Annotated in this window: 15 protein-coding genes and 1 riboswitch; of the genes, 5 read left to right on the forward strand and 10 right to left on the reverse strand. The window is 61.5% G+C overall.

What is annotated here, in order from left to right; translation table 11 throughout:
* Nucleotides 1–43: 43 nt before the first annotated feature.
* The 7 genes from H4V98_RS10230 to dapC all read right to left on the reverse strand — a co-directional run bounded on the left by H4V98_RS10230 (nucleotide 44) and on the right by dapC (nucleotide 8,441).
* Complete coding sequence (locus H4V98_RS10230; RefSeq protein WP_196863934.1) at nucleotides 44–529, reverse strand: hypothetical protein; 486 nt, start codon at nucleotides 527–529, stop codon at nucleotides 44–46.
* Between the two features lie 109 nt (nucleotides 530–638).
* Nucleotides 639–2,657 carry an ATP-binding cassette domain-containing protein gene (locus H4V98_RS10235; RefSeq protein WP_196863888.1) on the reverse strand — a complete coding sequence of 673 codons (2,019 nt, stop codon included), beginning with the start codon at nucleotides 2,655–2,657 and terminating at the stop codon, nucleotides 639–641.
* A gap of 81 nt (nucleotides 2,658–2,738) precedes the next feature.
* Nucleotides 2,739–3,653 (reverse strand): 50S ribosomal protein L3 N(5)-glutamine methyltransferase, encoded by a 915-nt coding sequence (gene prmB, locus H4V98_RS10240; RefSeq protein ID WP_280757486.1) that lies wholly within the window; start codon nucleotides 3,651–3,653, stop codon nucleotides 2,739–2,741.
* Nucleotides 3,650–4,870 (reverse strand): succinyl-diaminopimelate desuccinylase, encoded by a 1,221-nt coding sequence (gene dapE, locus H4V98_RS10245; protein ID WP_196863890.1) that lies wholly within the window; start codon nucleotides 4,868–4,870, stop codon nucleotides 3,650–3,652. Before dapE ends, prmB begins: the two co-directional genes overlap by 4 nt.
* 188 nt (nucleotides 4,871–5,058) lie before the next feature.
* The gene (locus H4V98_RS10250; RefSeq protein WP_196863891.1) at nucleotides 5,059–6,207 is read right to left on the reverse strand and encodes a PilT/PilU family type 4a pilus ATPase; all 1,149 of its coding nucleotides are present in this window, start codon (nucleotides 6,205–6,207) and stop codon (nucleotides 5,059–5,061) included.
* Between the two features lie 186 nt (nucleotides 6,208–6,393).
* Nucleotides 6,394–7,221 carry a 2,3,4,5-tetrahydropyridine-2,6-dicarboxylate N-succinyltransferase gene (gene dapD / locus H4V98_RS10255; protein WP_196863892.1) on the reverse strand — a complete coding sequence of 276 codons (828 nt, stop codon included), beginning with the start codon at nucleotides 7,219–7,221 and terminating at the stop codon, nucleotides 6,394–6,396.
* Between the two features lie 11 nt (nucleotides 7,222–7,232).
* The gene (gene dapC, locus H4V98_RS10260; protein WP_196863893.1) at nucleotides 7,233–8,441 is read right to left on the reverse strand and encodes a succinyldiaminopimelate transaminase; all 1,209 of its coding nucleotides are present in this window, start codon (nucleotides 8,439–8,441) and stop codon (nucleotides 7,233–7,235) included.
* A 434-nt stretch (nucleotides 8,442–8,875) separates the two neighbouring features.
* On the opposite strand from dapC, the gene smc reads away from it, so the two are divergent.
* The 5 genes from smc to def all read left to right on the forward strand — a co-directional run bounded on the left by smc (nucleotide 8,876) and on the right by def (nucleotide 17,864).
* Complete coding sequence (gene smc / locus H4V98_RS10265; protein ID WP_196863894.1) at nucleotides 8,876–12,421, forward strand: chromosome segregation protein SMC; 3,546 nt, start codon at nucleotides 8,876–8,878, stop codon at nucleotides 12,419–12,421.
* A gap of 14 nt (nucleotides 12,422–12,435) precedes the next feature.
* Nucleotides 12,436–13,521, forward strand: a complete 1,086-nt coding sequence (locus H4V98_RS10270) for a cell division protein ZipA C-terminal FtsZ-binding domain-containing protein (protein WP_196863895.1) — start codon at nucleotides 12,436–12,438, stop codon at nucleotides 13,519–13,521.
* A 70-nt stretch (nucleotides 13,522–13,591) separates the two neighbouring features.
* Nucleotides 13,592–15,706 carry an NAD-dependent DNA ligase LigA gene (ligA, locus tag H4V98_RS10275; RefSeq protein WP_196863896.1) on the forward strand — a complete coding sequence of 705 codons (2,115 nt, stop codon included), beginning with the start codon at nucleotides 13,592–13,594 and terminating at the stop codon, nucleotides 15,704–15,706.
* A 304-nt stretch (nucleotides 15,707–16,010) separates the two neighbouring features.
* A complete protein-coding gene (locus H4V98_RS10280) occupies nucleotides 16,011–17,150 on the forward strand; it encodes a glutathione-independent formaldehyde dehydrogenase (RefSeq protein WP_196863897.1) in 1,140 nt (379 codons plus the stop codon).
* A gap of 174 nt (nucleotides 17,151–17,324) precedes the next feature.
* Nucleotides 17,325–17,864 carry a peptide deformylase gene (gene def / locus H4V98_RS10285; RefSeq protein WP_196863898.1) on the forward strand — a complete coding sequence of 180 codons (540 nt, stop codon included), beginning with the start codon at nucleotides 17,325–17,327 and terminating at the stop codon, nucleotides 17,862–17,864.
* Between the two features lie 47 nt (nucleotides 17,865–17,911).
* Here the strand turns inward: def and H4V98_RS10290 are convergent, their stop codons facing one another.
* From H4V98_RS10290 to H4V98_RS10300, 3 genes are all read right to left on the reverse strand, one after another.
* On the reverse strand, nucleotides 17,912–19,276 hold the full coding sequence (locus H4V98_RS10290) for a sodium:alanine symporter family protein (protein WP_231374774.1): 1,365 nt from the start codon (nucleotides 19,274–19,276) through the stop codon (nucleotides 17,912–17,914).
* 190 nt (nucleotides 19,277–19,466) lie between these two features.
* Nucleotides 19,467–20,723 (reverse strand): D-amino acid dehydrogenase, encoded by a 1,257-nt coding sequence (locus H4V98_RS10295; protein ID WP_196863899.1) that lies wholly within the window; start codon nucleotides 20,721–20,723, stop codon nucleotides 19,467–19,469.
* Nucleotides 20,724–20,887: 164 nt separating this feature from the next.
* Nucleotides 20,888–20,988: riboswitch (glycine riboswitch) on the reverse strand.
* A 139-nt stretch (nucleotides 20,989–21,127) separates the two neighbouring features.
* The gene (locus tag H4V98_RS10300; protein ID WP_196863900.1) at nucleotides 21,128–23,806 is read right to left on the reverse strand and encodes a [protein-PII] uridylyltransferase; all 2,679 of its coding nucleotides are present in this window, start codon (nucleotides 23,804–23,806) and stop codon (nucleotides 21,128–21,130) included.

Consider the following 23,806-nt stretch of genomic DNA (forward strand, 5'->3'; position numbering starts at 1 on the left):
GTGAAGGTCTTGGCCTGACAGTCTCACCAGCCGTGGTGCAGCCTCAATTCAACCGCAGTTGCGCCTGCTGGGCCACCCGGATGCAGTCCTTCATGTGCTCTTCGCCAAAGTAGCGGATGGCCGCGTAACCCACGCTGGCCGCCACGAGTTGGCCGGCCAGCGGAATGTACTTGGCCAACTGCTTGGTCGCCATGCGCGTGCCAATCTTCGTGCCGGCCTTGATGATCAGGTCGCGGCTGATGAACTTGCCCACCAGAACCGAGCCGACCATGGCCACGGCTTTTTGCACCTGTTCGCGCTTTTCCGGATCAAGCTGGTCGATCTGCTCGGGCGCCAGACCAAACTCCTTGTTGATGGCCGGAATCAGTTTGGACAGCAGTGCCGCATCCACCGCCCAGTCCAGGCCGGGCACCGGCACGGCGCTGGCAACAGCAGCGAACATCGCGCGCTTGTGCAGCAGCTTGCGGCTGCGAATCACCGCCGCTTGAAGCGCCGCATCGTCAGCGGCGAGTTGCAGGGGAGTGGGCATGGCTCGAAAACCTTTCATGGGATGTCGTCTTGCGTGCCATGGTTTTTATCACGCGGCAAGGCTTGCCGCCCATCGCCTCCAGCCAATCACGGGCTGGGCATGTGGCGTTTCATGCAGCAACGACTTCGAGCTTTTCCGTCACCTCCAGCCAGCGCTCTTCCAGCTTGGCCAAGTCGGCCTCAATCACCTTGAGCCGCTTGCCGGCCTGGGCAATTTCTGCCGGTGACTTGGAAGAGGTCAGCAAGGTTTCGAGATTGGCTTTTTCACTGTTCATGCTGAGCAACTGGCGGTCGATCTTTTCCAGATCCTTGCGCAGCGGCTTGGCTGCATCGGATTGCTGCTGTCGGCGTTGGGCATCTTCTTTCTTGTCGGATGAATTTTTAGCATCAAAAGTACTTGTTGCGCTTGCTGCATCTGCGCTAGCTGCTATTTTTTTGGCAGCAACTGGGGCTGTCGCGCTGTTGTTCGACTTCTTGGCTTCTTCGCGCATGCGCTTGGCCTCGTCAAGCAGGTAGCGCTGGTAGTCGTCCAGGTCGCCGTCAAACGGGGCCACGCCACCGCGCGACACCATCCAGAACTCGTCGCACACGGCGCGCAGCAAGGCGCGGTCGTGGCTGACCAGCATGACTGTGCCTTCAAACTCATTGAGCGCCATCGACAGCGCCTCACGCGTCGCCAAATCCAGGTGGTTGGTCGGCTCATCAAGCAGCAGCAGGTTGGGCCGCTGCCAGACAATCATGCACAGCACCAGTCGCGCTTTTTCGCCGCCGCTCATGGAGCCAACGGACTGCTTGACCATGTCGCCGCCAAAGTTGAAATTGCCCAGAAAGCTGCGCAAGTCCTGCTCGCGGGTCGGCTGGTTGCCCAGCTTGCCGGCGGCGCTGACTTCCTTCACCAGACGAATCATGTGCTCCAGCGGGTTGTCGGCCGGGCGCAGCACGTCGAGCTCCTGCTGCGCAAAATAACCGATGTTCAAGCCCTTGCCCTCGGTCATTTCGCCTTCAATCGGCGCCAGTGCGCGCGCCACGGTTTTCACCAGCGTTGACTTGCCCTGGCCGTTGGCACCCAGAATGCCGATGCGTTGGCCGGCCAGCACGGACTTGCTGACGTTCTGCACGATGACGGTGGGCGGCGTGCCTTCGGGCGCATCCTCGGGCGCGGGGTAGCCGAAGTAGGCGTTCTGCATCGACAGCATCGGGTTGGGCAGGTTGGCCGGTTCCTTGAACTCGAAGGTGAAATCGGCTTCGGCCAGCAATGGCGCGATTTTCTCCATGCGGTCGAGTGCCTTCACCCGGCTTTGCGCCTGCTTGGCTTTGCTGGCCTTGGCCTTGAAGCGGGCGATGAACTTTTGCAGGTGGGCAATCTTGTCCTGCTGCTTGTTGAAAGCGCCTTGCTGCAGCGCCATCTGTTCGGCGCGCAGGTCTTCAAACTTGCTGTAGTTGCCGCCATAGCGTGTCAGTTTGGCGCTTTCGATGTGCATCGTCACATCGGTCACCGCATCGAGGAATTCGCGGTCATGGCTGATGACCAGCATCGTGCCCTGGTAGCGCTTGAGCCAGGCTTCCAGCCAGACCAGTGCGTCCAGGTCCAGGTGGTTGGTCGGCTCGTCAAGCAGCAGCAGGTCAGACGGGCACATCAGCGCGCGCGCCAGTTGCAGACGCATGCGCCAGCCGCCGGAAAAGCTGTTGACCGGGTTGTCGAGTTCGCTGAGCTTGAAGCCCAAGCCCAGGATCAAGGCCTGCGCGCGCGATTGCGCGTCGTGCGCGCCCGCGTCGTACAGGTCCATGTAGGCGTGCGCCATGCGGTCACCGTCGCCGCTGAGTTCGGACGCATCGACTTCGGTCTGTGCGGCCAGCAGCACCACATCGCCCTCGATCACGTAGCTGGTGGCGCTTTGCTCGGTTTCGGGCATGTCCTGCGCGACCTGCGCCATTTTCCACTGCGCCGGAATGTAGTATTCGCCGCCGTCTTCGTGCAGCGAGCCGTTGAGCATGGCGAACAGCGACGACTTGCCCGCGCCGTTGCGGCCCACCAGGCCAACATTCTCGCCAGGGTTCAGGGTGACAGACGCGCTGTCGAGAATCACTTTGGAGCCACGACGCAGCACCACGTTTTTAAGGGTAATCATTTATTAACAGACTGAAGAAATAGGATCGGACCGCAGGGCGCCCGGCAAAGCGCTTGCGGTCCGAAATACGAAAGCCAAGGGTCAGGCCAGCTGTTCCCGCGTCAGCAGCAAGACCTGGTCGGGGCCGGCGCTGGTTTCAAACCAGAGCGGCTCCAGGTGCGGAAAAGCGCGTACAAAATTTTCGCGCTCGTTGCCGATTTCCAGCACCAACACCGCATTTTCGTTCATTTGCGCGGCAATGGCCAGAAAAAGGCCACGAATGAAGTCCATGCCGTCGCTTCCACCGTGAATATTGCCCGACAGCGCCAGGCCCGGTTCGGCCCTGAATTCGGCGGGCAGGGCGGCCATGCTGGCGGCATTTACATAAGGAGGGTTGCACAGGATCAGGTCGTAAGGGCCGGGGCAAGCCGCCAGGCCGTCCGATTCGACCAGGGTGATACGGCTGCCCAGCTGGTGCCGCTCGACGTTGATGCGCGCAACGTCCAGCGCGTCCCGGCTGATGTCAGCGGCATCAACCACCACTTCCGGATAGGCCATGGCGGCCAGCACCGCCAGGCTGCCGTTGCCGGTGCACAGGTCGAGCACGCGCAGCGTCTCGTCGCTCAGCCAGTCATCAATGCTCCCGTCGTCGAGCAATTCGGCGATCAGCGAGCGCGGAATGATCACGCGTTCATCAACATAAAACGGCACGCCCATCAGCCAGGCTTCGTTCGTCAGGTAGGCGGCAGGCTGTCGGGTACTGATGCGCTGGTCCACCAGCAGGGCAACCTGCGCCTGGTCTTCGGGGGCTACCGGCCGGTTTTCGACCGATTCCAGGTCGTCGATCTCCAGGCCCAGTTTCCACAGCACCAGCCAGGCGGCTTCATCGAACGCATTGGTCGTGCCCTGGCCATACCCATCGGCAAAACTCAGGCCGGCGGCGTCCAGCCGGTCGGCCATCTGCTCAATCACCTCCAGTACGGTCACGGTGGGGGCGGGGATGGGGGTTTTTGTCATATCTGACTCGCCAGGCGTTCGAGCACGCCCTTGTAGATATTCTTTAGCGGATCGATCGAGCTGACCGCCACGCATTCATTGATCTGGTGGATGGTGGCATTGACCGGCCCGAGTTCAATCACCTGCGGGCAGACCTTGGCGATGAAACGGCCGTCGCTGGTGCCACCGGTCGTGGACAGTTCGGTCTGCAAGCCGGTCTCGGCCAGGATTGCACCACGCACCGCATCAACCAGCGTGCCTGGCGTGGTCAGGAAGGGCAGGCCGCCCAGAGTCCATTTCAGGTCGTATTCAAACTGGTGCCGGCTCAAAATGGCCAACAGGCGTTGCTGCAGTCTTTCAGGCGTCGATTCGGTGCAGAAGCGGAAATTGAAGTCCACCACCAGGTCGCCCGGAATTACATTGGTTGCGCCGGTGCCGGCATGCATGTTGGACACCTGCCAGCTGGTGGCGGGGAAAAATTCATTGCCCTGGTCCCACTGCGTGGCGACAAGTTCGGCCAGAGCCGGCGCGAACAGGTGGATCGGGTTTTTCGCCAAATGCGGGTAGGCGATATGGCCCTGCACGCCCTTGACCGTCAGCTTGCCGCTCAGCGTGCCGCGCCGGCCGTTCTTGATCATGTCGCCCAGGTTTTTCACCGAGGTCGGTTCGCCAACGATGCAATAGTCAAGCACTTCGCCGCGCGCCTTGAGCTGGTTGCAGACGACGACTGTGCCGTCAAGCCCCGGACCTTCCTCGTCGCTGGTGATCAAAAAAGCCATCGACAGCGCCGGCCGGGGATGCGCTGCCAGAAATTCCTCGACCGCCACGACCATGGCGGCAATTGACGTTTTCATGTCGGCGGCGCCACGTCCGTACAAATTACCGTCCCGGTGGCTGGGCGTGAACGGGTGGCTGTGCCACTGCTCCAGTGGGCCGGTTGGCACCACGTCGGTGTGGCCGGCAAACACCAGCGTCTTGACGCGGATTTCGGCAGTGTCTGGATTTGCTATGGATTCAATAGCTGCTTGCAAAGGCTCAGCAAGCGCAACTGGCCTGAAACCTTCAAATTTTGCCCAGAGGTTGGTAACCCGGAAGTGTTCAGGTCCGCTGATGATGGTTTCACACTTGAAACCCAGCAGCGCGAGCCGCGCGATCAGCAGGTCCTGGCACCCCGCATCGTCGGGCGTTGCCGAAGCGCGGGAAATCAGTTGCTCGGCAAGGTGGAGTGTTCGGGACATAAAAATCAGTGGCTGCTGGGTTGGCTTGAGTTGAAGTGAAAGGAAAGACTATGTGCTTGCGAAGCCAGGAGGGGTGGCAGTTCCAAGGCAGCCAGGGCTGCGGGACTGGCTTTGCCAGACCGCAGGCGCAGCGCGGCCCCCTCGGGGGGCAGGGAGCCACACGCAGTGGGCGTTCGTGGGGGCCACATTCAGTGCCGGACGTCAAAAGTGATTTCAGTGAACGACGGTTCGTCATCCGGGTCGATACCGGACAAGTCGGCCTTGGCCTTGCCGGCAATGAAGTCGTTTTCAAGCCGCCACATCAGGTTGGTCGGCGAATCGGCATTTGCCAGGCCTTCCTTGCGCGTCACCGTGCCGTTGGTGATCAGTTTGGCAATATGCTGCTCGAAGGTCTGCGAGCCCTCGGCCATGGATTTTTCCATGGCTTCCTTGACGCCCGAAAAGTCGCCTTTCTCGATCAGCTCCGCCACCAGTTTGGTATTGAGCATGACTTCCACGGCCGGGATGCGGTCGTTGTTCTGGCTGCGCAGCAGGCGTTGCGAAACCACCGCCTTCAGTGCTGCCGCCAGGTCGCCGAGCAGGGTCGGACGCACCTCTGCCGGGTAAAAGTTCAGGATGCGGTTGAGCGCCTGGTAGCTGTTGTTGGCATGCATGGTGGCCAGGCACAGGTGACCCGACTGCGCATAGGCAATCGCCGCCGACATGGTTTCACGGTCGCGGATCTCGCCGATCATGATCACGTCAGGCGCCTGGCGCAGCGCATTTTTCAGTGCGACCTGCAGCGACTGGGTGTCGCTGCCGACTTCGCGCTGGTTGACGACTGACTTCTTGTTGGTGAAGTAATACTCGATCGGGTCTTCAATCGTCAGGATGTGCCCCGTCGTGGTTTCGTTACGGCGATCGATCATCGAGGCCAGCGTGGTGCTTTTACCAGCGCCAGTGGCGCCCACCATCAGGATCAGACCCCGCTTTTCCATGATCAGTTCGCCCAGCAGCGGCGGCAGGTTCAGGCTGGCCAGCGCCGGAATCCTGTTCGGGATGTAGCGAATCACGGCTGCGTGGGTTGTGCGCTGGCGAAAAGCGCTGATACGGAAATTGCCCAAGCCTTCAACCGGCAGCGCCATGTTGAGTTCGCCGATTTCATCAAGTTCCTCAATGCGCTCGGGGGGCAAAATCTCGGCCAGCAGGCTGCGACATGCCTCGGCTGGCAGGATTTGCGCATTGATGGGAATGGTGTGTCCGTTGATCTTGATCAACGCCGGCGAGTGCGCCGACAGGTAAACGTCTGACGCCTTCTTGTCCACCATCAACCGCAGAATTCTTTCCATAGTGCTCATGGTTCAGCTTTCATCAGGGTTGGTTCAAGTGGTTTGCGCCGCAGGCGCAATGTGTTTGATCCGGCACACGCATGTAGCCCGCTCCAGCCCAGCAGGGGCCGCGGAACCGGCTTTGCCGGGCCGCAGGCGCAGCGGCCCCCTCGGGGGGCAGCGAACCACGCGAAGCGGGGAGCGTGGGGGCCATTTCTAGTCCCGCAGCAAGTCATTCAGGCTGGTCGTTGCGCGGGTCTTGGCGTCCACGCGCTTGACGATGACGGCGCAATACAGGCTGTACTTGCCGCCGGCCTTGGGCAGGTTGCCCGACACCACGACCGAGCCGGCCGGAATGCGACCGTAGCTCACAGTGTCCAGTTCACGGTCGTAAATCGGCGTGCTCTGGCCGATGTACACGCCCATCGAGATCACCGAGTTTTCCTCGACGATCACGCCTTCGACAATTTCGGAACGTGCGCCGATGAAGCAGTTGTCCTCAATGATGGTCGGGTTCGCCTGCATTGGCTCCAGCACGCCGCCAATGCCGACGCCGCCCGACAGGTGAACGTTCTTGCCGATCTGTGCGCAGGAACCGACAGCCGCCCAGGTGTCGACCATCGTGCCTTCATCGACATACGCGCCGATATTGACGTAGCTGGGCATCAGGATCGCGCCCTTGGCAATGTAGCAGCCGCGGCGTGCCACGGCGGGCGGCACGACGCGAACGCCGGTGGCGCGCATTTCCTGCTCGCTCAGGTGCGAGAACTTGGTTTGCACCTTGTCGTAAAAAGCCAGTTCGCCGGCGCGCATCATTTCGTTGTCTTTCAGGCGAAAGCTCAGCAATACGGCTTTTTTCAGCCACTGGTGGACCGTCCATTGGCCCACGCCTTGGCGGGTGGCGACGCGCATTGTGCCGTTGTTGAGCTGCTCGATGGCGTGCTCGACCGCTTCGAGAACTTCTTTGGGCGCGGCGGTGGTTGACAGATTGGCACGGTTTTCCCATGCGGCGTCGATGATGGCTTGCAGGTTGTCTTGTGTCATTTTTGGGTTTCTCAGTGAACTTTGGATTGAATGAATTGGACGATGCGCCGGGCGGCTTCCACACATTCGGCGGTTTCGGCGACCAGCGCCATTCGGATTCGGCCGGCGCCGGGGTTGAGCCCCTGCGCATCGCGGGCCAGGTAACTGCCCGGCAGCACGACAACATTGTAAAGAGCCAGCAATTCGCGGGAGAACGCCGTGTCCGAACCATTAAATCCTTCAGGCACAGCGGCCCACAGGTAAAAACCAGCGTCGGGCAGGGCCACGTCCATCACCTGCGCCAGCAACGGTGTGACCTGCGCAAACTTCTCACGGTACTGCGTGCGGTTGTCCACCACATGCGCTTCGTCGGCCCAGGCGGCGATGCTGGCGGTCTGCACGATGGGGCTCATGGCGCTGCCGTGGTAGGTGCGGTAAAGCAAAAATGACTTGATGAGGGCCGCGTCACCGGCGACAAAGCCGCTGCGCAGGCCGGGGACGTTGCTGCGCTTGGACAGGCTGGTCAGCGAGATCAGGTTCTTGAAGTCATGCCTGCCGAGCCTGGCAGCCGCTTCCAGTCCGCCCAGCGGCGGCTCGTCCCGGAAATAAATTTCGCTGTAGCACTCGTCCGAGGCAATCACGAAACCGTAACGGTCGCTGAGTTCAAAAAGCAGTTTCCACTCGCCAAGGTCCATCACCGCGCCGGTCGGGTTGCCTGGCGAGCAGACAAACAGCAGCTGGGTTTTTTCCCACACGGCGGCGGGCACGGCAGCCCAGTCAATGCCGAAGTTACGCGCCGCCTCGCTCGGCGCAAACCACGGCTGCGCGCCGGCCAGCAGCGCCGCGCCTTCGTAGATTTGATAAAACGGATTGGGGCTGATCACCGTCGCGCCCGGCCGGCTTGGGTCAATGACGGTTTGCGCCAGCGCAAACAGCGCCTCGCGCGAGCCATTAACTGGCAGGATTTGCGTCGCCGGGTCAACTTTCAGCCCGCCATAGCGCCGGGCCAGCCAGTCGCTCATGGTCTGGCGCAGCTTGGGCTCGCCCAGCGTGCCGGGGTAGCTGGCCAAGCCCGCCAGGCTGCCGGTCAGTGCATCCTTGATGAGCTGCGGCGTGGCATGGCGCGGCTCGCCAATGCCCAGGCTGATGGGTTTGTAGGCTGGATTGGGGGTGATGTCGGCATGCAAGTGACGCAGCCGCTCGAAGGGGTAAGGCTGAAGGCGGGAAAGCAGGGGATTCATGGGTCGCGATTATCCACCGGTCACCTGCTGTGCCTTCATAGGTCTGCTGCGGTATCTGCTCCGCCCTCCCGCCGTCGGTTTTCTGCTGGATATGTATCTTGGTGTCAGCCAGCAGGACGCCAGGAAACGGGACAATAGTGGACAATTTCAGCGCCTGATTTTATATGAATTACTATGAATTAAATAGCAGTAAGCGTAACAGCTGCAAGCGCCAATGGCATATTTGACTTTATAAATGGTGTGTCTTTCAATGCAGGGTCTTGCCGCATGTACAGAGGCCACGACCTGAGGCTGTTTTGGGCCTCACGGCTCTAAAAATAATCCTGCGCTCGGGTAACATTACTGACCGTGTGCCGCCTGACCGTAGCGCTGCGGATTCACAAGCGTCAAAAGTATCAACGCATTAGCCTCAGGCTCAACAACACAGGTCAGCCGTGCGTCTCAATTCGATCAAGTTAGCTGGTTTCAAGTCCTTTGCCGACCCAACCCATTTCCAGCTGCCGGGCCAGCTCGTTGGCGTGGTCGGGCCCAACGGTTGCGGCAAGTCCAACATCATGGACGCCGTGCGCTGGGTGCTGGGCGAATCCAAAGCGTCGGAGCTGCGCGGCGAGTCGATGCAGGACGTGATCTTCAGCGGCACCACCACCCGCAAGTCGGCCAGCCGCGCCAGCGTCGAGCTGGTGTTTGACAACGCCGACCACCGGGCCGGCGGCCAGTGGGGCCAGTACGAGGAAATCGCCGTCAAGCGCGTGTTGACGCGGGACGGCACGTCGAGCTACTACCTCAACAACCAGCCGGTGCGCCGCCGCGATGTGCAGGACGTGTTCCTCGGCACCGGGCTGGGACCGCGCGCCTACGCCATCATCGGCCAGGGCACGATCAGCCGCATCATCGAATCCAAGCCCGAGGAGCTGCGCCTGTTCCTCGAAGAAGCCGCCGGCGTGTCCAAGTACAAGGAGCGCCGCCGCGAAACCGCCAACCGCTTGAGCGACACGCGCGAAAATCTCATCCGTGTCGACGACATCCTGCGTGAACTCAATGCCAATCTGGAGCGGCTTGAAAAACAGGCCGAAGTCGCCCTGCGCTACAACACGCTGCAGGCCGCTGGCACGCTGAAGCAGCACCAGCTGTGGTTTTTGAAGCGCGCCGAGAGCGAAGCCGACCAGGCCAAAGTCCGGCTGGAAGCCGAAAAATCGGTCAATGACCTGGAAAGCCGCGTGGCTGATTTGCGCCATGTTGAAGCCGACCTGGAAACCATCCGCCAGGCGCACTATGCGGCCGGCGACCAGGTGAACCAGGTGCAGGGCCGGCTGTATGAGGCCAGCGCCGAGGTCAGCCGGCTGGAGGCGGAAATCCGTTTCGTGGTCGATGGCCGGCTGCGCGTCGAGCAGCGCCTGGTCCAGTTGAAAGAGCAATCCGCCCAGTGGGCCACGCGCGGCGAAGACGCGTCGGTCGAGTCGGAAAGCCTGGCCGGGCAGGCCTTTGACGCCGAGGAACAAGCCGAACTGCTGGCCGCCCAGCTGGAAGAACAGCAGGACCAGCTGCCGGCACTTGAGGAAGCACTGCGCCAGGCCCAGGCCACGGCGAATGCGCAGCGCGCCGGTGTGACGCAGGTGCAGCAGCAACTCCAGGTGCTGGCCGCCGAACAGCGCCATGTCGAAGAGCAACTGCGCACGCTCGGCCTGCGCCATGAGCGACTGTCGGCGGACCGCAAGGCGCTTGATGCGCCCGACGAGGCACGGCTGGCCAGCCTGAATTTGCAACTCGATGATGCGCGCGAAGCGCAGTCCGTGGCGCAGGCCCGTTTGCAGGCGCTGACCGAAGCCGTGCCGCAACTGGACGACGCGCGGCGTTCGCTTCAACAGGCGGCCAATGCCGAATCGGCCAGGCGCGCCGAGCTGTCGGCGAAGCTGGAGGCGCTCAAGGCGCTGCAGGAAAAAGTCAGGACCGACGGCAAGCTCAGGCCTTGGCTGGCCCGGCACGGGCTTGAAAATCTGCAGGGCCTGTGGAGCCGCCTTTACATCGAGCAGGGCTGGGAAAACGCGCTGGAAGCGGCGCTGCGCGAGCGCCTGGGCGCGCTGGAAGTCAGCCGGCTCGACATCGTGCGCGGTTTTGCCGGCACCGACGCGCGCGGCCAGGCGCAGGGGCCGCCCGCCAAGCTGTCGTTCTACACGCCGCCGCAGGCCGGCGTGCCAGGCCGCGCCCGGCCGGCAGGGCTTCTCAAGCCATTGGCCGACCTGCTTCGGCTGAACGATGCCGGGCTGTCGGCGCTGCTGGACGACTGGCTGGACGGCTGCTTCACCGCGCCGACGCTGGACGACGCCCTGGCCGCGCGCGAACGGCTGGAGCCGGGCGAGACGATCTACGTCATGGGCGGCCATGCCATCACAAGGCACAGCGTGAGTTTTTATGCGCCCGATTCAGAGCAGGCCGGCTTGCTGGCGCGTGCGCAGGAGATCGACAACCTGGAAAAAAGCCTGCGTGCGCAATTGCTGATCAGCGAGGAAGCCCGGGCGGCGCTGGCGCGTGCCGAAGCCAGCTATCTGGACGCCAGCCAGCGCCTGGCAACGGCCCGGCGCGAAGCGGGCGAGGGCCAGAACCAGAGCCATGCGCTGCAGGTCGAGGTGCTGCGCTTGACGCAACTGGCCGAGCAGGCGCGCGCGCGCAGCCAGCAGCTCCAGGCCGACATGGCCGAAATCGAACCCCAGCTTGAGGAGTTGCAGGAGCGCAAGATCACTGCCGAAGGCCGGTTTGAAGAACTCGACATGCAACTGGCCGACAGCCAGGAGCGCCACGCCCAGCTGGAAGACCGGGTGATTGCTGCCGAGCGCCGGCGGGCCGAATCGCGCGAGCAGCAGCGCACGCTGGAGCGCCAGCTGCAGGAAGCGCAGTTTGCGCTGCGCACCCTGGCATCGCGGCGCGAGGAACTGGCGCGCTCCATCGCCATTGCCGCCGCCCAGGCGTCGTCGATTGCCGCCGAAGAAGGCCGTGCCCAGGATGAACTGGCGCGGCTGAGCGATGCCGCAGCGCAGGGCGGGCTTCAGGATGCGCTGAATGCCAAGGTCGCGCGCGACGCCGAGTTGCTGGCCCAGCGCAGCCAGTACGACGACCTGACGCACCGGCTGCGCAGCAGCGACGAGCGCCGCGCCGCTCTGGAGCGCGAACTCGATCCGCTGCGCCAGCGCATCACCGAATTCCAGCTCAAAGAGCAAGCCGCGCGGCTGGGTTTCGAGCAATATGCCCAGCTGCTGCTTGACGCGCAGGCCGATCTTCAGGCGGTCCAGGCGTCCATCGAGTCCGGCAATGTGCGCATCAGCGGGCTGCAGGGCGAAATCGACCGCATCCAGCGCGACATCCACGCGCTGGGCGCGGTGAACCTGGCCGCGCTCGACGAACTGGGCATTGCCCGGGAACGCAAGCAGTTCCTCGATGCGCAGTCGGCCGACCTGAACGAGGCCATGGCGACGCTGGAAGACGCGATTCGCAAGATCGACATGGAAACGCGCGATTTGCTCTCCAGCACGTTTGACGCCGTCAATGGCCACTTTGGCCGCATGTTCCCCGAGCTGTTCGGCGGCGGCAATGCCCGGCTGGTGATGACCGGCGAGGAAATCCTGGACGCCGGCGTGCAGGTCATGGCGCAGCCGCCGGGCAAGAAAAACCAGACCATCCACCTGCTCTCGGGCGGTGAAAAGGCGCTGACCGCGATTGCGCTGGTGTTCGCGATTTTCCAGCTCAACCCGGCGCCGTTTTGCCTGCTCGACGAGGTCGATGCGCCGCTCGACGATGCCAACACCGAACGGTATGCCAAACTCGTGTCCAGCATGAGCAAGCAAACCCAGTTTTTATTCATCAGCCACAACAAGATCGCCATGGAAATGGCCGAGCAATTGATTGGCGTGACCATGCAGGAGCAGGGCGTTTCCCGCATCGTCGCCGTCGACATGCAGGCCGCCCTGGGACTTGCCGAAATAGCCTGAACCCATCAAACATCATGAGCACATTACAAATAAGTCTGGCGGTCGGTGGCAGCCTGGTCCTGGTGGGCATCGTTGCCCATGGCGCCTGGTCTGCCCGCAAGAACCTGCCCAAGCAGGCCACGGCCAAGCCAGTATCCGACATCGAACCCGCGCCAGCGCCTGGCCAGGAGAATTATTTCCAGATGGACGATGTCGATGGATTGCCGGAACGGCAGGAACCCAGCTTTGACACCGATGCCGTCCTGGCGGCGCTGACGCAGCTCACCACGCCCGAGAGAAAACCGGTGCTCGACATTTTGATCGACGCCATCGCATCGGTCACGCTGGAATCCCCGGTTTCTGGCGAAGCCGCGCTGGCTGCCATGCCAACCACGCGCCGTGTGGGCAGCAAGCCTTTTGCCATTGAGGGCCTGCGTGAGGACAGCCGCGAATGGGAAATTCCTGCTGCTGGCCATCGCTACAGCGCTTTTCAATGCGGCGTCCAGCTGGCCAACCGCACCGGCGCGCTGAACGCCATCGAATACTCCGAATTTGTCATGAAGACGCAGGCTTTTGTCGATGCGATTGGTGGGGAAGTCGAGTTTGCCGAAATGCAGAGCGAGGTGGCCCGTGCCCGGGAACTTGACCAGTTTGCCGGCGCGCACGATGCGCAGTTGAGCTTCAAGCTGCGCGCCGTGAAAACCGCCTGGAGCCCGGGCTATGTGCAGCAATGCGCGGCCGGCCAGGGATTCATGCCCGCCTCCACGCCTGGCCGCATGCTTTTGCCGGCCAGCCAGACCGGCCCTGGCCCGATCCTGGGCCTGAGCTTTGACTCGCAGGCCGCACAGGCCGAGGACCCCGAACAGACGGCCTTGTATGAAGTGACGCTTTCGCTGGATGTGCCGCAGGTGCTGCGTTCGGAACGGCCTTTTGCCCGCATGTGCGAAGTGGCGATTGCGCTGGCGGGCAGCATGGACGGCGTGATCATCGATGACAACACGATTTTGGTCAGGCCCGAGGCAATGGAAGCGATCCATGCCGACCTGGAGGCGTTGTACGACCGCATGGATGCGCGCGAACTGTCGGCCGGCTCGGTGCTGGGCCGGCGGTTGTTTTCGTGAAATCCTGATTTCTGCATCCATTTTCCGGCTGCCTCAGGCGGCCGATTTTTTGAAGCTTCCCGATATTCCCATGGCCACTCCTGACCTGTTTGCCCAGCCAATACCCGTGCCTGCGGCACTCGAAGCCGTGTCAGCGTCCGAACGCATCGCCGGCCTGCGCGCCGAACTCGACCTTCACGCGCACCGTTACTATGTGCTTGACGAACCCAGTATTCCGGACAGTGAATACGACCGGTTGTTCCGGGAACTGCAGGCGCTGGAAGCGGCGCATCCTGATTTGCAAAGTCCGGATTCGCCCACGCAGCGGGTCGGTGGCAAAGCCCTTGGCCAGTTCGCCACGGTGCGCCACCGGATTGCCATGCTCAGCATCCGCACCGAAACCGACACCGAGGCCAGCGGTGCCCGGAATTTTGACAACCGGGTGCGCAAGGAACTGGGGTTGACGGAATCCGACCCACCGGTCGAGTACGTGGCCGAACTCAAGTTCGACGGCCTGGCCATGAGCCTGCGCTATGAACACGGTGTGCTGGTGCAGGCCGCCACGCGAGGCGACGGCGAGATGGGCGAGGACGTGACGCAAAACATCCGCACCATTCGGCAGATTCCCCTTAGGCTGCCCTCCGGCGCACCGCCCGTGATGGAAGTGCGCGGCGAAGTCTATATGCGCCGGGGTGAATTTGAGGCACTGAACGAGCGTCAGCGTGAAAAAATCGCCAAAGGCGCGAAGGGCGAAAAAACATTTGCCAACCCGCGCAATGCCGCGGCGGGCGGCGTGCGCCAGCTCGACCCGGCGATTGCGGCGGAGCGGCGACTGAGCTTTTTCGCCTATGGTGTGGGGGAAGTCACGCCGCCCGAACAAGATGGCCCGGCATTCGAAACCCATTACGCGCTGCTGCAAACCCTGAAATCATGGGGTTTTCCGGTCGCAGCGCAGACCCGGCTTGCGCAAGGCGCTACTGAATTAATAGCGTTTCACGACACTGTTCGCAAAGAGCGGGATCGCTTGCCGTATGACATTGACGGCGTGGTCTACAAGGTCAACAGCCTGGCGCTGCAACGCCGGATGGGTTTTGTCAGCCGTGAGCCGCGCTGGGCGGTGGCGCACAAATACCCGGCGCAAGAGCAGCTGACCACCGTGCTGGCGATCGACATCCAGGTCGGGCGCACCGGCAAGCTGACGCCGGTTGCAAAATTAGCGCCGGTGTTTGTCGGTGGCGTGACCGTCACCAACGCCACGCTGCACAACGAGGACGAGGCGCGGCGCAAGGATGTGCGGCTGGGCGACACGGTCATCGTTCGGCGTGCCGGCGACGTGATTCCCGAGGTGGTCAGCGTGCTGCTTGACAAGCGCGTACCGGACGCGACGCAGTTCACCATGCCGCGCCAGTGCCCGGTCTGCGGCTCAGAGGCCGTCCGGGAAGAGGGTGAGGCCGATTACCGCTGCACCGGTGGCCTGTTCTGCGCCGCCCAGCGCAAGGAAGCCATCCTGCATTTCGCCCACAAGCGGGCTGTCGAGGTTGAAGGCCTGGGCGACAAGCTGGTCGAGCAACTGGTTGATGCGGGCGTCATCCGCACGCTGCCTGACTTGTACAAGCTGGGTTTTGCGTCACTGGCCAGCCTGGAACGCATGGCAGAGAAGTCGGCCAACAACCTGGTGGCGGCACTGGAAAAGTCCAAGCACACCACCCTGCCGCGTTTTGTCTTCGGCCTGGGCATCCGGCATGTCGGAGAGGCAACAGCCAAGGCGCTGGCCCGCCATTTTTGCCAGCTGGACCGCATCATGGATGCGACTGAAGCGCAGTTGCTGGAAGTGGACGATGTCGGTCCCATCGTGGCCAAAAGCATCCACACCTTCTTTGACCAGCCGCACAACCGTGAAGTGGTCGAGCAACTGCGTGCCTGTGGCGTGACCTGGGAAGAAAGCGAACCCGTGGCGCTGGCAGTCAAGCCGCTGTCGGGCAAGACCTTTGTGATCACCGGAACCTTGCCGGACCTGAGCCGTGACGAGGCCAAGGACATGATCGAGCTGGCCGGCGGCAAGGTGGCCGGCTCCGTCAGCAAGAAGACCGATTACGTTGTGGCTGGTCTTGAAGCGGGCAGCAAGCTGATCAAGGCCGAGGCGCTGGGCGTCGCAGTGATTGATCAGGAGGACTTGATGGCGCTGCTGCATGGGCTGCCAGATTGAAGCTGGCTTCAAATTTTCTTGTCGGTTGGATTAACCGCATGCGTAATTCGGCGCTTCGCTTTGCTGCTATTAAAAATGCAGCTGCTTGCATCCATCTTTATTACGTTGGCGGTTGTTTTCATTAAAAATTTTCAATGGAGAAGCGGCGTGCGCGAAGTACTTTGCCGGTTGGGGACTTACGAGATCCTCTGGTGCTCGCTTACAAGCGGCTGAAGGCACGGCCACTAAGGTTGTCAACTTGTGCTTCACCTCTCGGTGTTGCTGCAAACACAATTTCAATCGGCAACTTCAAAGGAAACCCACCATGAAAGCACTCGTCTATCAAGGTCCGCGCGACGTCCGCGTCAAGGAGGTGCCCGATGCCAAAATCGAACGACCCACCGATGTGCTGGTCAGGATCACCGTGACCAACATTTGCGGTTCTGACCTGCACATGTATGAAGGCCGTACCGATATGGAGACTGGCCGTATCCTGGGGCACGAAAATCTTGGCGAAGTGGTTGAAGTGGGCAACGCGGTCGATCGGATCAAAATCGGCGACCGGGTCTGCCTGCCGTTCAACATTGGCTGCGGCTTTTGCAAGAATTGCGAGCGTGGCTTAACCGGTTTTTGCCTCACCGCCAACCCGGGAACGGCAGGCGCGGCATATGGATTTGCCGGCATGGGCCCGTACAGCGGTGGTCAGGCTGAATACCTGCGTGTTCCCTATGCCGACTTCAACTGCCTGAAGTTGCCGCCCGACGCGCAGGAGAAGGAAAATGACTATGTGATGCTGTCCGACATCTTTCCGACCGGTTACCACGCCACCGAGCTGGCTGGTGTTCGACCGGGCGAGTCAGTGGTCATCTACGGCGCGGGACCGGTCGGCCTGATGGCCGCGTATTCTGCGGCGATCAAGGGTGCCGGCAAGATCATGGTGGTCGATACGCATAAGGACCGCCTGGCTTTGGCAGAGAAAGCCGGCGCTATTCCCATCGACGACTCCGACGGTTCATGCGTCGACCAGATTCTGGCGCTGACGAAAGGCCAGGGTGCTGACCGTGGGTGCGAGTGCGTGGGCTACCAGTGTTGCGACAAGCATCGCAACGAAGTACCTAACCTGACCATGAACAACCTTGTGAAAACAGTGCGGGCGACCGGTGGCATCGGCGTGGTTGGCGTCTTTATTGCTCAAGACCCGGGCGCCAAGGACGATCTGGCAAAGCAGGGGCAACTGGCATTTGACTTTGGCCAGTTCTGGATGAAAGGCCAAAAGATAGGCACGGGACAGGCCAATGTCAAGGCCTATAACCGTCCGTTGCGCGACTTGATCGAGGCTGGCAAGGCCAAGCCATCGTTTATCGTTTCGCATGAGTTGCCGCTGGACCAAGCGCCTGAAGCCTACAAGAATTTCGATGAGCGCAAGGATGGCTGGACCAAAGTGCTCCTGCGGCCGGGCACTTGATGAAATTGTGGTTTCTTGGTTTGCTCCTGCTTATCCATAAACGTAACAGCATGCCAGCTGTGTCATTGAGCATAAGCCGCAGGCAGTAGGACATGGCTAAAAGCGTGCCCGTCATTCGTGACATTGTTTTGAGCGCATGGGCGCAATGTGCCGCCAGCCGCTATGCTTGCTTGCATGACCATTCGTGAAATTCTCAAAATGGGCGATGCGCGGCTTTTGCGCATTGCCCAACCCGTGGCAGCCTTCGACACTGATGCGCTGCATCTGCTGATCTCTGACATGTTCTACACCATGCAGTCGGTGAATGGTGCTGGCCTGGCCGCGCCACAGATCGGTGAAAACCTGCAGGTGGTGATTTTTGGCAGCGACCAGCTGAACCCGCGCTACCCCGATGCGCCGGTCGTGCCGCGTACCGTGCTGGTCAATCCGGTCATCATGCCGCTGGGCGTGGAGGAAGAGAGCGACTGGGAAGGCTGTCTGTCGGTGCCTGGCCTGCGCGGCATGGTGCCCCGTTTCTCGCATATCCGCTATACCGGCTTCGACCAGTATGGAGACCCCATTGACCGCACAGTGGACGGCTTTCATGCGCGCGTGGTGCAGCATGAATGCGACCACCTGATCGGCAAGCTGTACCCTATGCGCATTCGGGACCTGAGCCAGTTTGGCTACACGGAGGTGCTGTTTCCCGGCCAGGACGCGTCCGACGACGACTAATCCAGCCGCGTCCTGTGCCGGTTGTCCTTATGGGCCCCGAGATCTTTTTAGCGCAATGTTCCCGCGTTGGTTTTGTCTGCAAAGTAGTCGTTGGTGACCTTGCTCACCACCGGCGAGAGCAGCACCAGTGACACCAGGTTGGGAAAAGCCATGAAAGCGTTCAGGGTGTCGGCCAGCAGCCAGACAAAGTCCAGGTGCGTGACCGCGCCTACCATCACAAACAGCGTCCACAACACGCGGTAAGGCACTTCGACCTTGCTGCCGAACAAGTAAGCCCAGCATTTTTCACCGTAATAGGCCCAGCCCAGAATGGTGGTGAAGGCAAACACTGCCAACGCAATGGCCAGCAGGTATTGGCCAAAACCCGGAAAGGCCGTGGCAAAAGCACTCGATGTCAACTCGGCCCCGGTCAGTCCGCTGTTCCAGGCCCCGGTGATGATGAGCACCAGGCCGGTCATCGTGCAGACAACAATGGTGTCGATAAAGGTGCCCATCATGCCGACGAGGCCGGATTCGGCGGCGCTTTTGGTCTGGCCAGCGGCCTGCGCGATGCCGGCCGTTCCCAATCCGGCTTCATTGGAGAAAATGCCGCGCGCCACGCCATAGCGCATGGCCAGCATGATGGTGGCGCCCGCAAAGCCGCCAGTAGCCGACAAGGGCGTGAAGGCGTACTTGAAGATCAATGCAAAGGCTGCCGGAATCTGGTCGGCGTACATGCCCAGCACAATCAGCGAGGCAACGACGTAGCCGATGCACATGGCCGGTACCAGTTTTTCAGCCACCGCGCCAATGCGCTTGACCCCTCCCAGCAGCACAAAGCCCGTCAGTACCATCAACACCACGCCCGACACCCAGGGCGAGATGCCAAAGCTGGCGGTTAGTACGGCAGCAATGCTGTTGGACTGCACCATGTTGCCAATGCCAAAACCGGCCAGACCGCCAAACAGGGCAAAGGCAGCACCCAGCCAGGCCCAGCGTTGACCCAAGCCGTTCTTGATGGCAAACATGGGCCCGCCCATGTGTTCACCATGGGCATTGGTTTCACGAAAGTGCACCGACAGCAACACCTCGGCGTACTTGGTGGCCATGCCGACCAGCGCCGTCATCCACATCCAGAATAGCGCGCCCGGCCCGCCAATGGCAATGGCTGTGGCAACGCCCGCAATGTTGCCTGTTCCTACAGTCGCGGCCAGCGCGGTCATCAAGGCGGCGTAAGGGGTGATTTCGCCTTTGGCGCCCGACTCGGGCTTGCGGCCTTTCCAGACCATGCGAAACCCGGTGACGATGCGCAAAATCGGCATCAGCTTGAGCCGGAGTTGAAGAAAAAGGCCAGTGCCAAGAACCAGCACCAGCATGGGCGGTCCCCAGACGAAGTTGTTGATCGCTGTGACGATCGATGTCAGGGTTTCCAAGATTTTGTCTCCATATAGTAGTTATTGAGGCGAACGAAAGCACCCGCCCATGGCGGTTATTGATGAACAACCTTGCCTGTCACGGCAAGGTCTCGTGGTTTTGAGGGCGGCTGGCAATGCCAGTGAATCGCTGCCGCACCCAGGCAAGCCGTCAGCGCCAAATGTCAGCTGGCGCATGGGCCTTGAGTTTTCAGGCCGCGACAGGGTTGCCTTGCAGCAAGCTCGTTGGTTTGAAGGCTTCGCTCACCACATCACCCACCATCTCGGCGGTGATGGCTGACAGCGTCCAGCCGAGGTGACCGTGTCCGGTATTGTAAAAAACGCAGGGCGAGCGCCCACGGCCAACGCGTGGCAGCATGTTGGGCATCATGGGCCGCAAACCCGCCCAAGGTATGACGCTCTGGGTGTTGATGCCGGGAAAGCAGCGCTGCACCCAGTCCACCAGGGGCTTGATGCGGTCGGCACGAATGTCACGGTTGTATCCGTTGAACTCGGCTGTGCCGGCCACCCGGAAACGGTCAAGGCCCAGGCGGCTGGTGACCAGCTTGGTTTCATCGTCCAGCAAACTGACCACGGGGGCTGCCGCCTGACTTTGCGCGTCTTGCAGGTTGACGGTGATGGAATAGCCCTTGACCGGGTAGATGTTCACGCGGTCGCCCAGCGAGGCAGCCAGCGCGCGGCTGGCGGTGCCGGCACAGACCACCACGCCGTCAAAGACCGCGCGGGTTTCCTGGGCGCCATGACCCACCGTCACGCAGGCCTGGGTTGCGTCTGCCGTCACGCTTTTTACGTCTTGGTCATAGAGGCATGTCACACCCAGTCGTACGGCGGCTTCGGCCAGGCCCTTGGTGAAGCGGTGGATATCGCCGGTCGAGTCGCTTTCGGTGAAATAGCCGCCGTAATACTTGCCGGCCAGCGTCGGCTCGAGGACGCGCATCTCTTCAGGGGTGACGGCGCGGCGTGGCAGACCGCCTTCGGCCAGCAACTTGGAAACCTTGCCTGCGTGGTCAAAGCTGGCCTTGTCGCGGTAAATGTGAAGAATGCCTTCTTTTTTCAGGTCAAAGTCTATGCCCTCCTGTTCGGCCCAGCCCAGCAGATGCTTGCGCGCCGCGATGGCCAGGCGCGTGGTTTCTATGGTGTTGCTTCGATAGTTGGGAATGTTTGCAATGAACTCGGCAAACCACGATATTTTGTGCCAGCTGGGTTTGGGACTGACCAGCAGCGGGGCATCGCTCTTGAGCATCCACTTCAGGCCCTTGAGCAGCGTTGACCAGTGGTTCCACACCTCTGCGTTGGACGCGGAAAGCTGGCCGCCATTGGCAAACGAGGTTTCCATGGCGGCATAACGGTGCTTTTCGAACAAAGTGACAGAAAAGCCGCGCTTGGCCAGTGCGTAGGCTGTGGTCACGCCGGTGATGCCACCACCAATGACTGCGATTTTTTTCATGAAAGTCTCCAGCAACGTCAAGGGGTTGAGCCCGCGCGCAAATGTGCTGCGGACACCCCCTCTGTTCTGGACCTGAGAGATTCACCGGCCTTCGCTTGTGGCAGGGCTGGTTTGCTCCTTCGGTGCACCGCATGACGTAGCCTGCGGCAACTCTTCAGAGATCAATAGTGATGCCGGTCCTTTGGCCTGAGAGTTTCCGGGGTGGTTGCTCCTTCGGCGCCGGGTACTGCGTTAGCCGTACCACAGACTCTTCCGGCATCAAGCAGGCTAAGCGCCGATTGATGCATGCCGTTCTCAATGAGAGCGGCAATGATGGTAATTTATCAGCTATCCGGCTAGATCAACAAACTTTTTCAGATTTTGCGGCATCTTTGTCAAGATACGACAAAGATGCGTGCTGAATCTTATTCGCTCAAGGCCTTGAGCAACTCGGTTTCAATCGCAATCTGCGCTTTGTTGTGCTGCAGTTCAGGTCCGTCGATCAAAAAAGTGTCTTCGACCCGTTCGCCCAGCGTTGTCACCTTGGCCAGCTTGACGTTGATGTGGTGATTGGCCAGCACGCGTGCAATCAGGTAAAGCAAGCCGACCCGGTCGCTGGCCGACACGCTGAGTAACCACCGCTGGGCTTTTTCATCCGGCCGCAAATCGACGCGTGGGGTCACCGGAAAGCTTTTGACGCGGCGCGACACCCGGCCTTTGCTGGGTGGCGGCAGCGGGCCTTTTTCTTCCAGAATGCGGCCCAGGTTCACCTCCACCATGGTGGCCAGTTCGCGGTAGTGCTCTTCCAGCAGCTCGCTGGTGACCTGGAATGTGTCCAGGGCAAAGCCGTTGTTGGTGGTGTGCACCTTGGCGTCCAGGATGCTGAAGTCGGATTTGTCAAAGAAGCCGCAGATGCGCACGAACAGGTCTGGCGCATCGGGCGTGTAGACCAGCACCTGCATGCCTTCGCCGGTTGCCGACTGGCGCACGCGCACTGTCACCACGGCCTTGCCGATGTGGCGCGACAGGTGCCGGGCATGCCAGGCAATGTCGGCGGCTTCGTGGCGCATGAAATAGCTCACGTCCAGCGTGTCCCAGAGCGCCTTGTAGGCCTGGAAGGGCTCGGCGTGCAGTGCCAAAAGCGTCAGTGCGCCGCGCTTGCGGGCCTCGATCTCGGCGGCGGCATCGGGCGCGCGTCCGCCCAGCACGCGCAGTGTGTAGCGATACAGGTCTTCCAGCAGCTTGCCCTTCCAGGCATTCCATACTTTCGGACTGGTACCGCGAATATCGGCCACCGTGAGCAGGTAGAGGGCGGTCAGGTAGCGTTCGTTTCCGACCCGCTTGGCAAATGTGGCGATGACCTCCGGGTTGCTCAGGTCCTCCTTCTGGGCCGTGCGGCTCATGCTCAGGTGTTCGCCCACCAGGAACTCGATCAGCCGGGTGTCCTCGGCGGCAATGCCGTGCTGACGGCAGAAAGTGCGCACATCCTTGCGGCCCAGCTCGGAGTGGTCGCCGCCGCGCCCCTTGGCAATGTCGTGGAACAGCGCGGCGATGTACAGAATCCACGGCTTGTCCCAGCCTGCGGCCAGTTGCGAGCACATCGGGTATTCATGCGAATGCTCGGCCATGAAAAAACGCCGCATGTTGCGCAGCACCATCAGGATGTGCTGGTCGACGGTGTAGACGTGGAACAGGTCGTGCTGCATCTGCCCGACGATGCCCCGAAACACCCACAGATAACGGCCCAGCACCGAGGTCTGGTTCATCAGCCGCATGGCGTGGGTGATGCCTTGGCCCTGCTGCAGGATGCGCAGGAAAGTCGCCCGGTTCACCGGGTCGGTGCGAAATTTCGCATTCATCATGCCGCGGGCGTTGTAGAGCGCGCGCAAGGTGCGTGCCGACAAGCCCCGGATGCCGACATGGGTTTCGAACAGCAGGAAGGTTTCCAGGATGGCGTGAGGCTCCCGCAGGTAAAGGTCGTCACTGGCCACTTCGAGCATGCCGGCCTTGTCCAGAAAGCGCGCATTGAGCGGGCGCAGCGGATAGTTGCAGGGGCTGAGATGCTCCTCGATATTGAGCAGCAATATCTGGTTCAGCTGGGTGACCGCCTTGGCCGTCCAGTAATAGCGGCGCATCAGCGCTTCGCTGGGGCGCGCCGGCGGGCGTCTGGCCGCCCGTCCGCCCCGGGGTGACACGGCCCTGTCCAGCGGCAGGGCCACCTGAGCCGCATCCAGTGCAGGCAGGCGTTCGCTTCGGTTGCCAGGCTGTGTGTGATAGCCGAAAGATTCGGCCACTGTTGTCTGCAGGTCAAACACCAGGCGGTCTTCGCGCCGACGGGCAATGATGTGCAGACGCGCCCGTATCAGGCTCAGCAAGGCCTCGTTGGCCTTGATCTGCCGGACTTCAAAGCTTGAGATCAGCCCGTTTCTGGCCAGCTCGTCCCAGGATTTCCCCAGGCCTGCAGCGCGGGCCACCCACAGCACCACCTGCAGGTCGCGCAGCCCGCCGGGCGATTCCTTGCAATTGGGCTCCAGCGCGTAGGGTGTGTTGTCAAACTTGTTGTGGCGCTGGCGCATTTCCAGCGTCTTGGCGATAAAAAACGCCTTGGGGTCAAGAATTGCGTCAAGCTGCGCCTGCAGGCGCTGGTAGCAATCGGCCCCGCCAGTCACCAGACGCATTTCAAGCAGCGAGGTCTGCACGGTGACGTCCTTGGCCGCTTCCTCGACGCAGTGGGCCGCCGTGCGAACACTGGAGCCAATCTGCAGCCCGCAGTCCCAGCAGCTGCTGATAAAGTCTTCGACCTTCGCCTTGAGCGCCGGGTTATTTTCAACATCGATCGCGTCGTCGGGCAGCAGCAGAAGTACATCGACATCGGAATGCGGAAACAATTCGCCCCGGCCAAAACCGCCGACCGCGATCAGGCAGGCATCCCGCGGAAATTCGGCTTGTTGCCACAGGCGCCGCAGGGTGGTGTCGGTCAGCTGGCTCAGCTTTTGCAGCAGTCCATGGATGCCCCGGGTCGAGGCACCGCTGCCCGCCAGCGCGGCCAGAACAACCGCCTTGCCAACACTGTATTGTTCACGAAAGGGAGCCAGTTCAGTCAT

This window comes from Polaromonas sp. CG_23.6 (assembly GCF_029892315.1).
GTDB lineage: Bacteria > Pseudomonadota > Gammaproteobacteria > Burkholderiales > Burkholderiaceae_C > Polaromonas.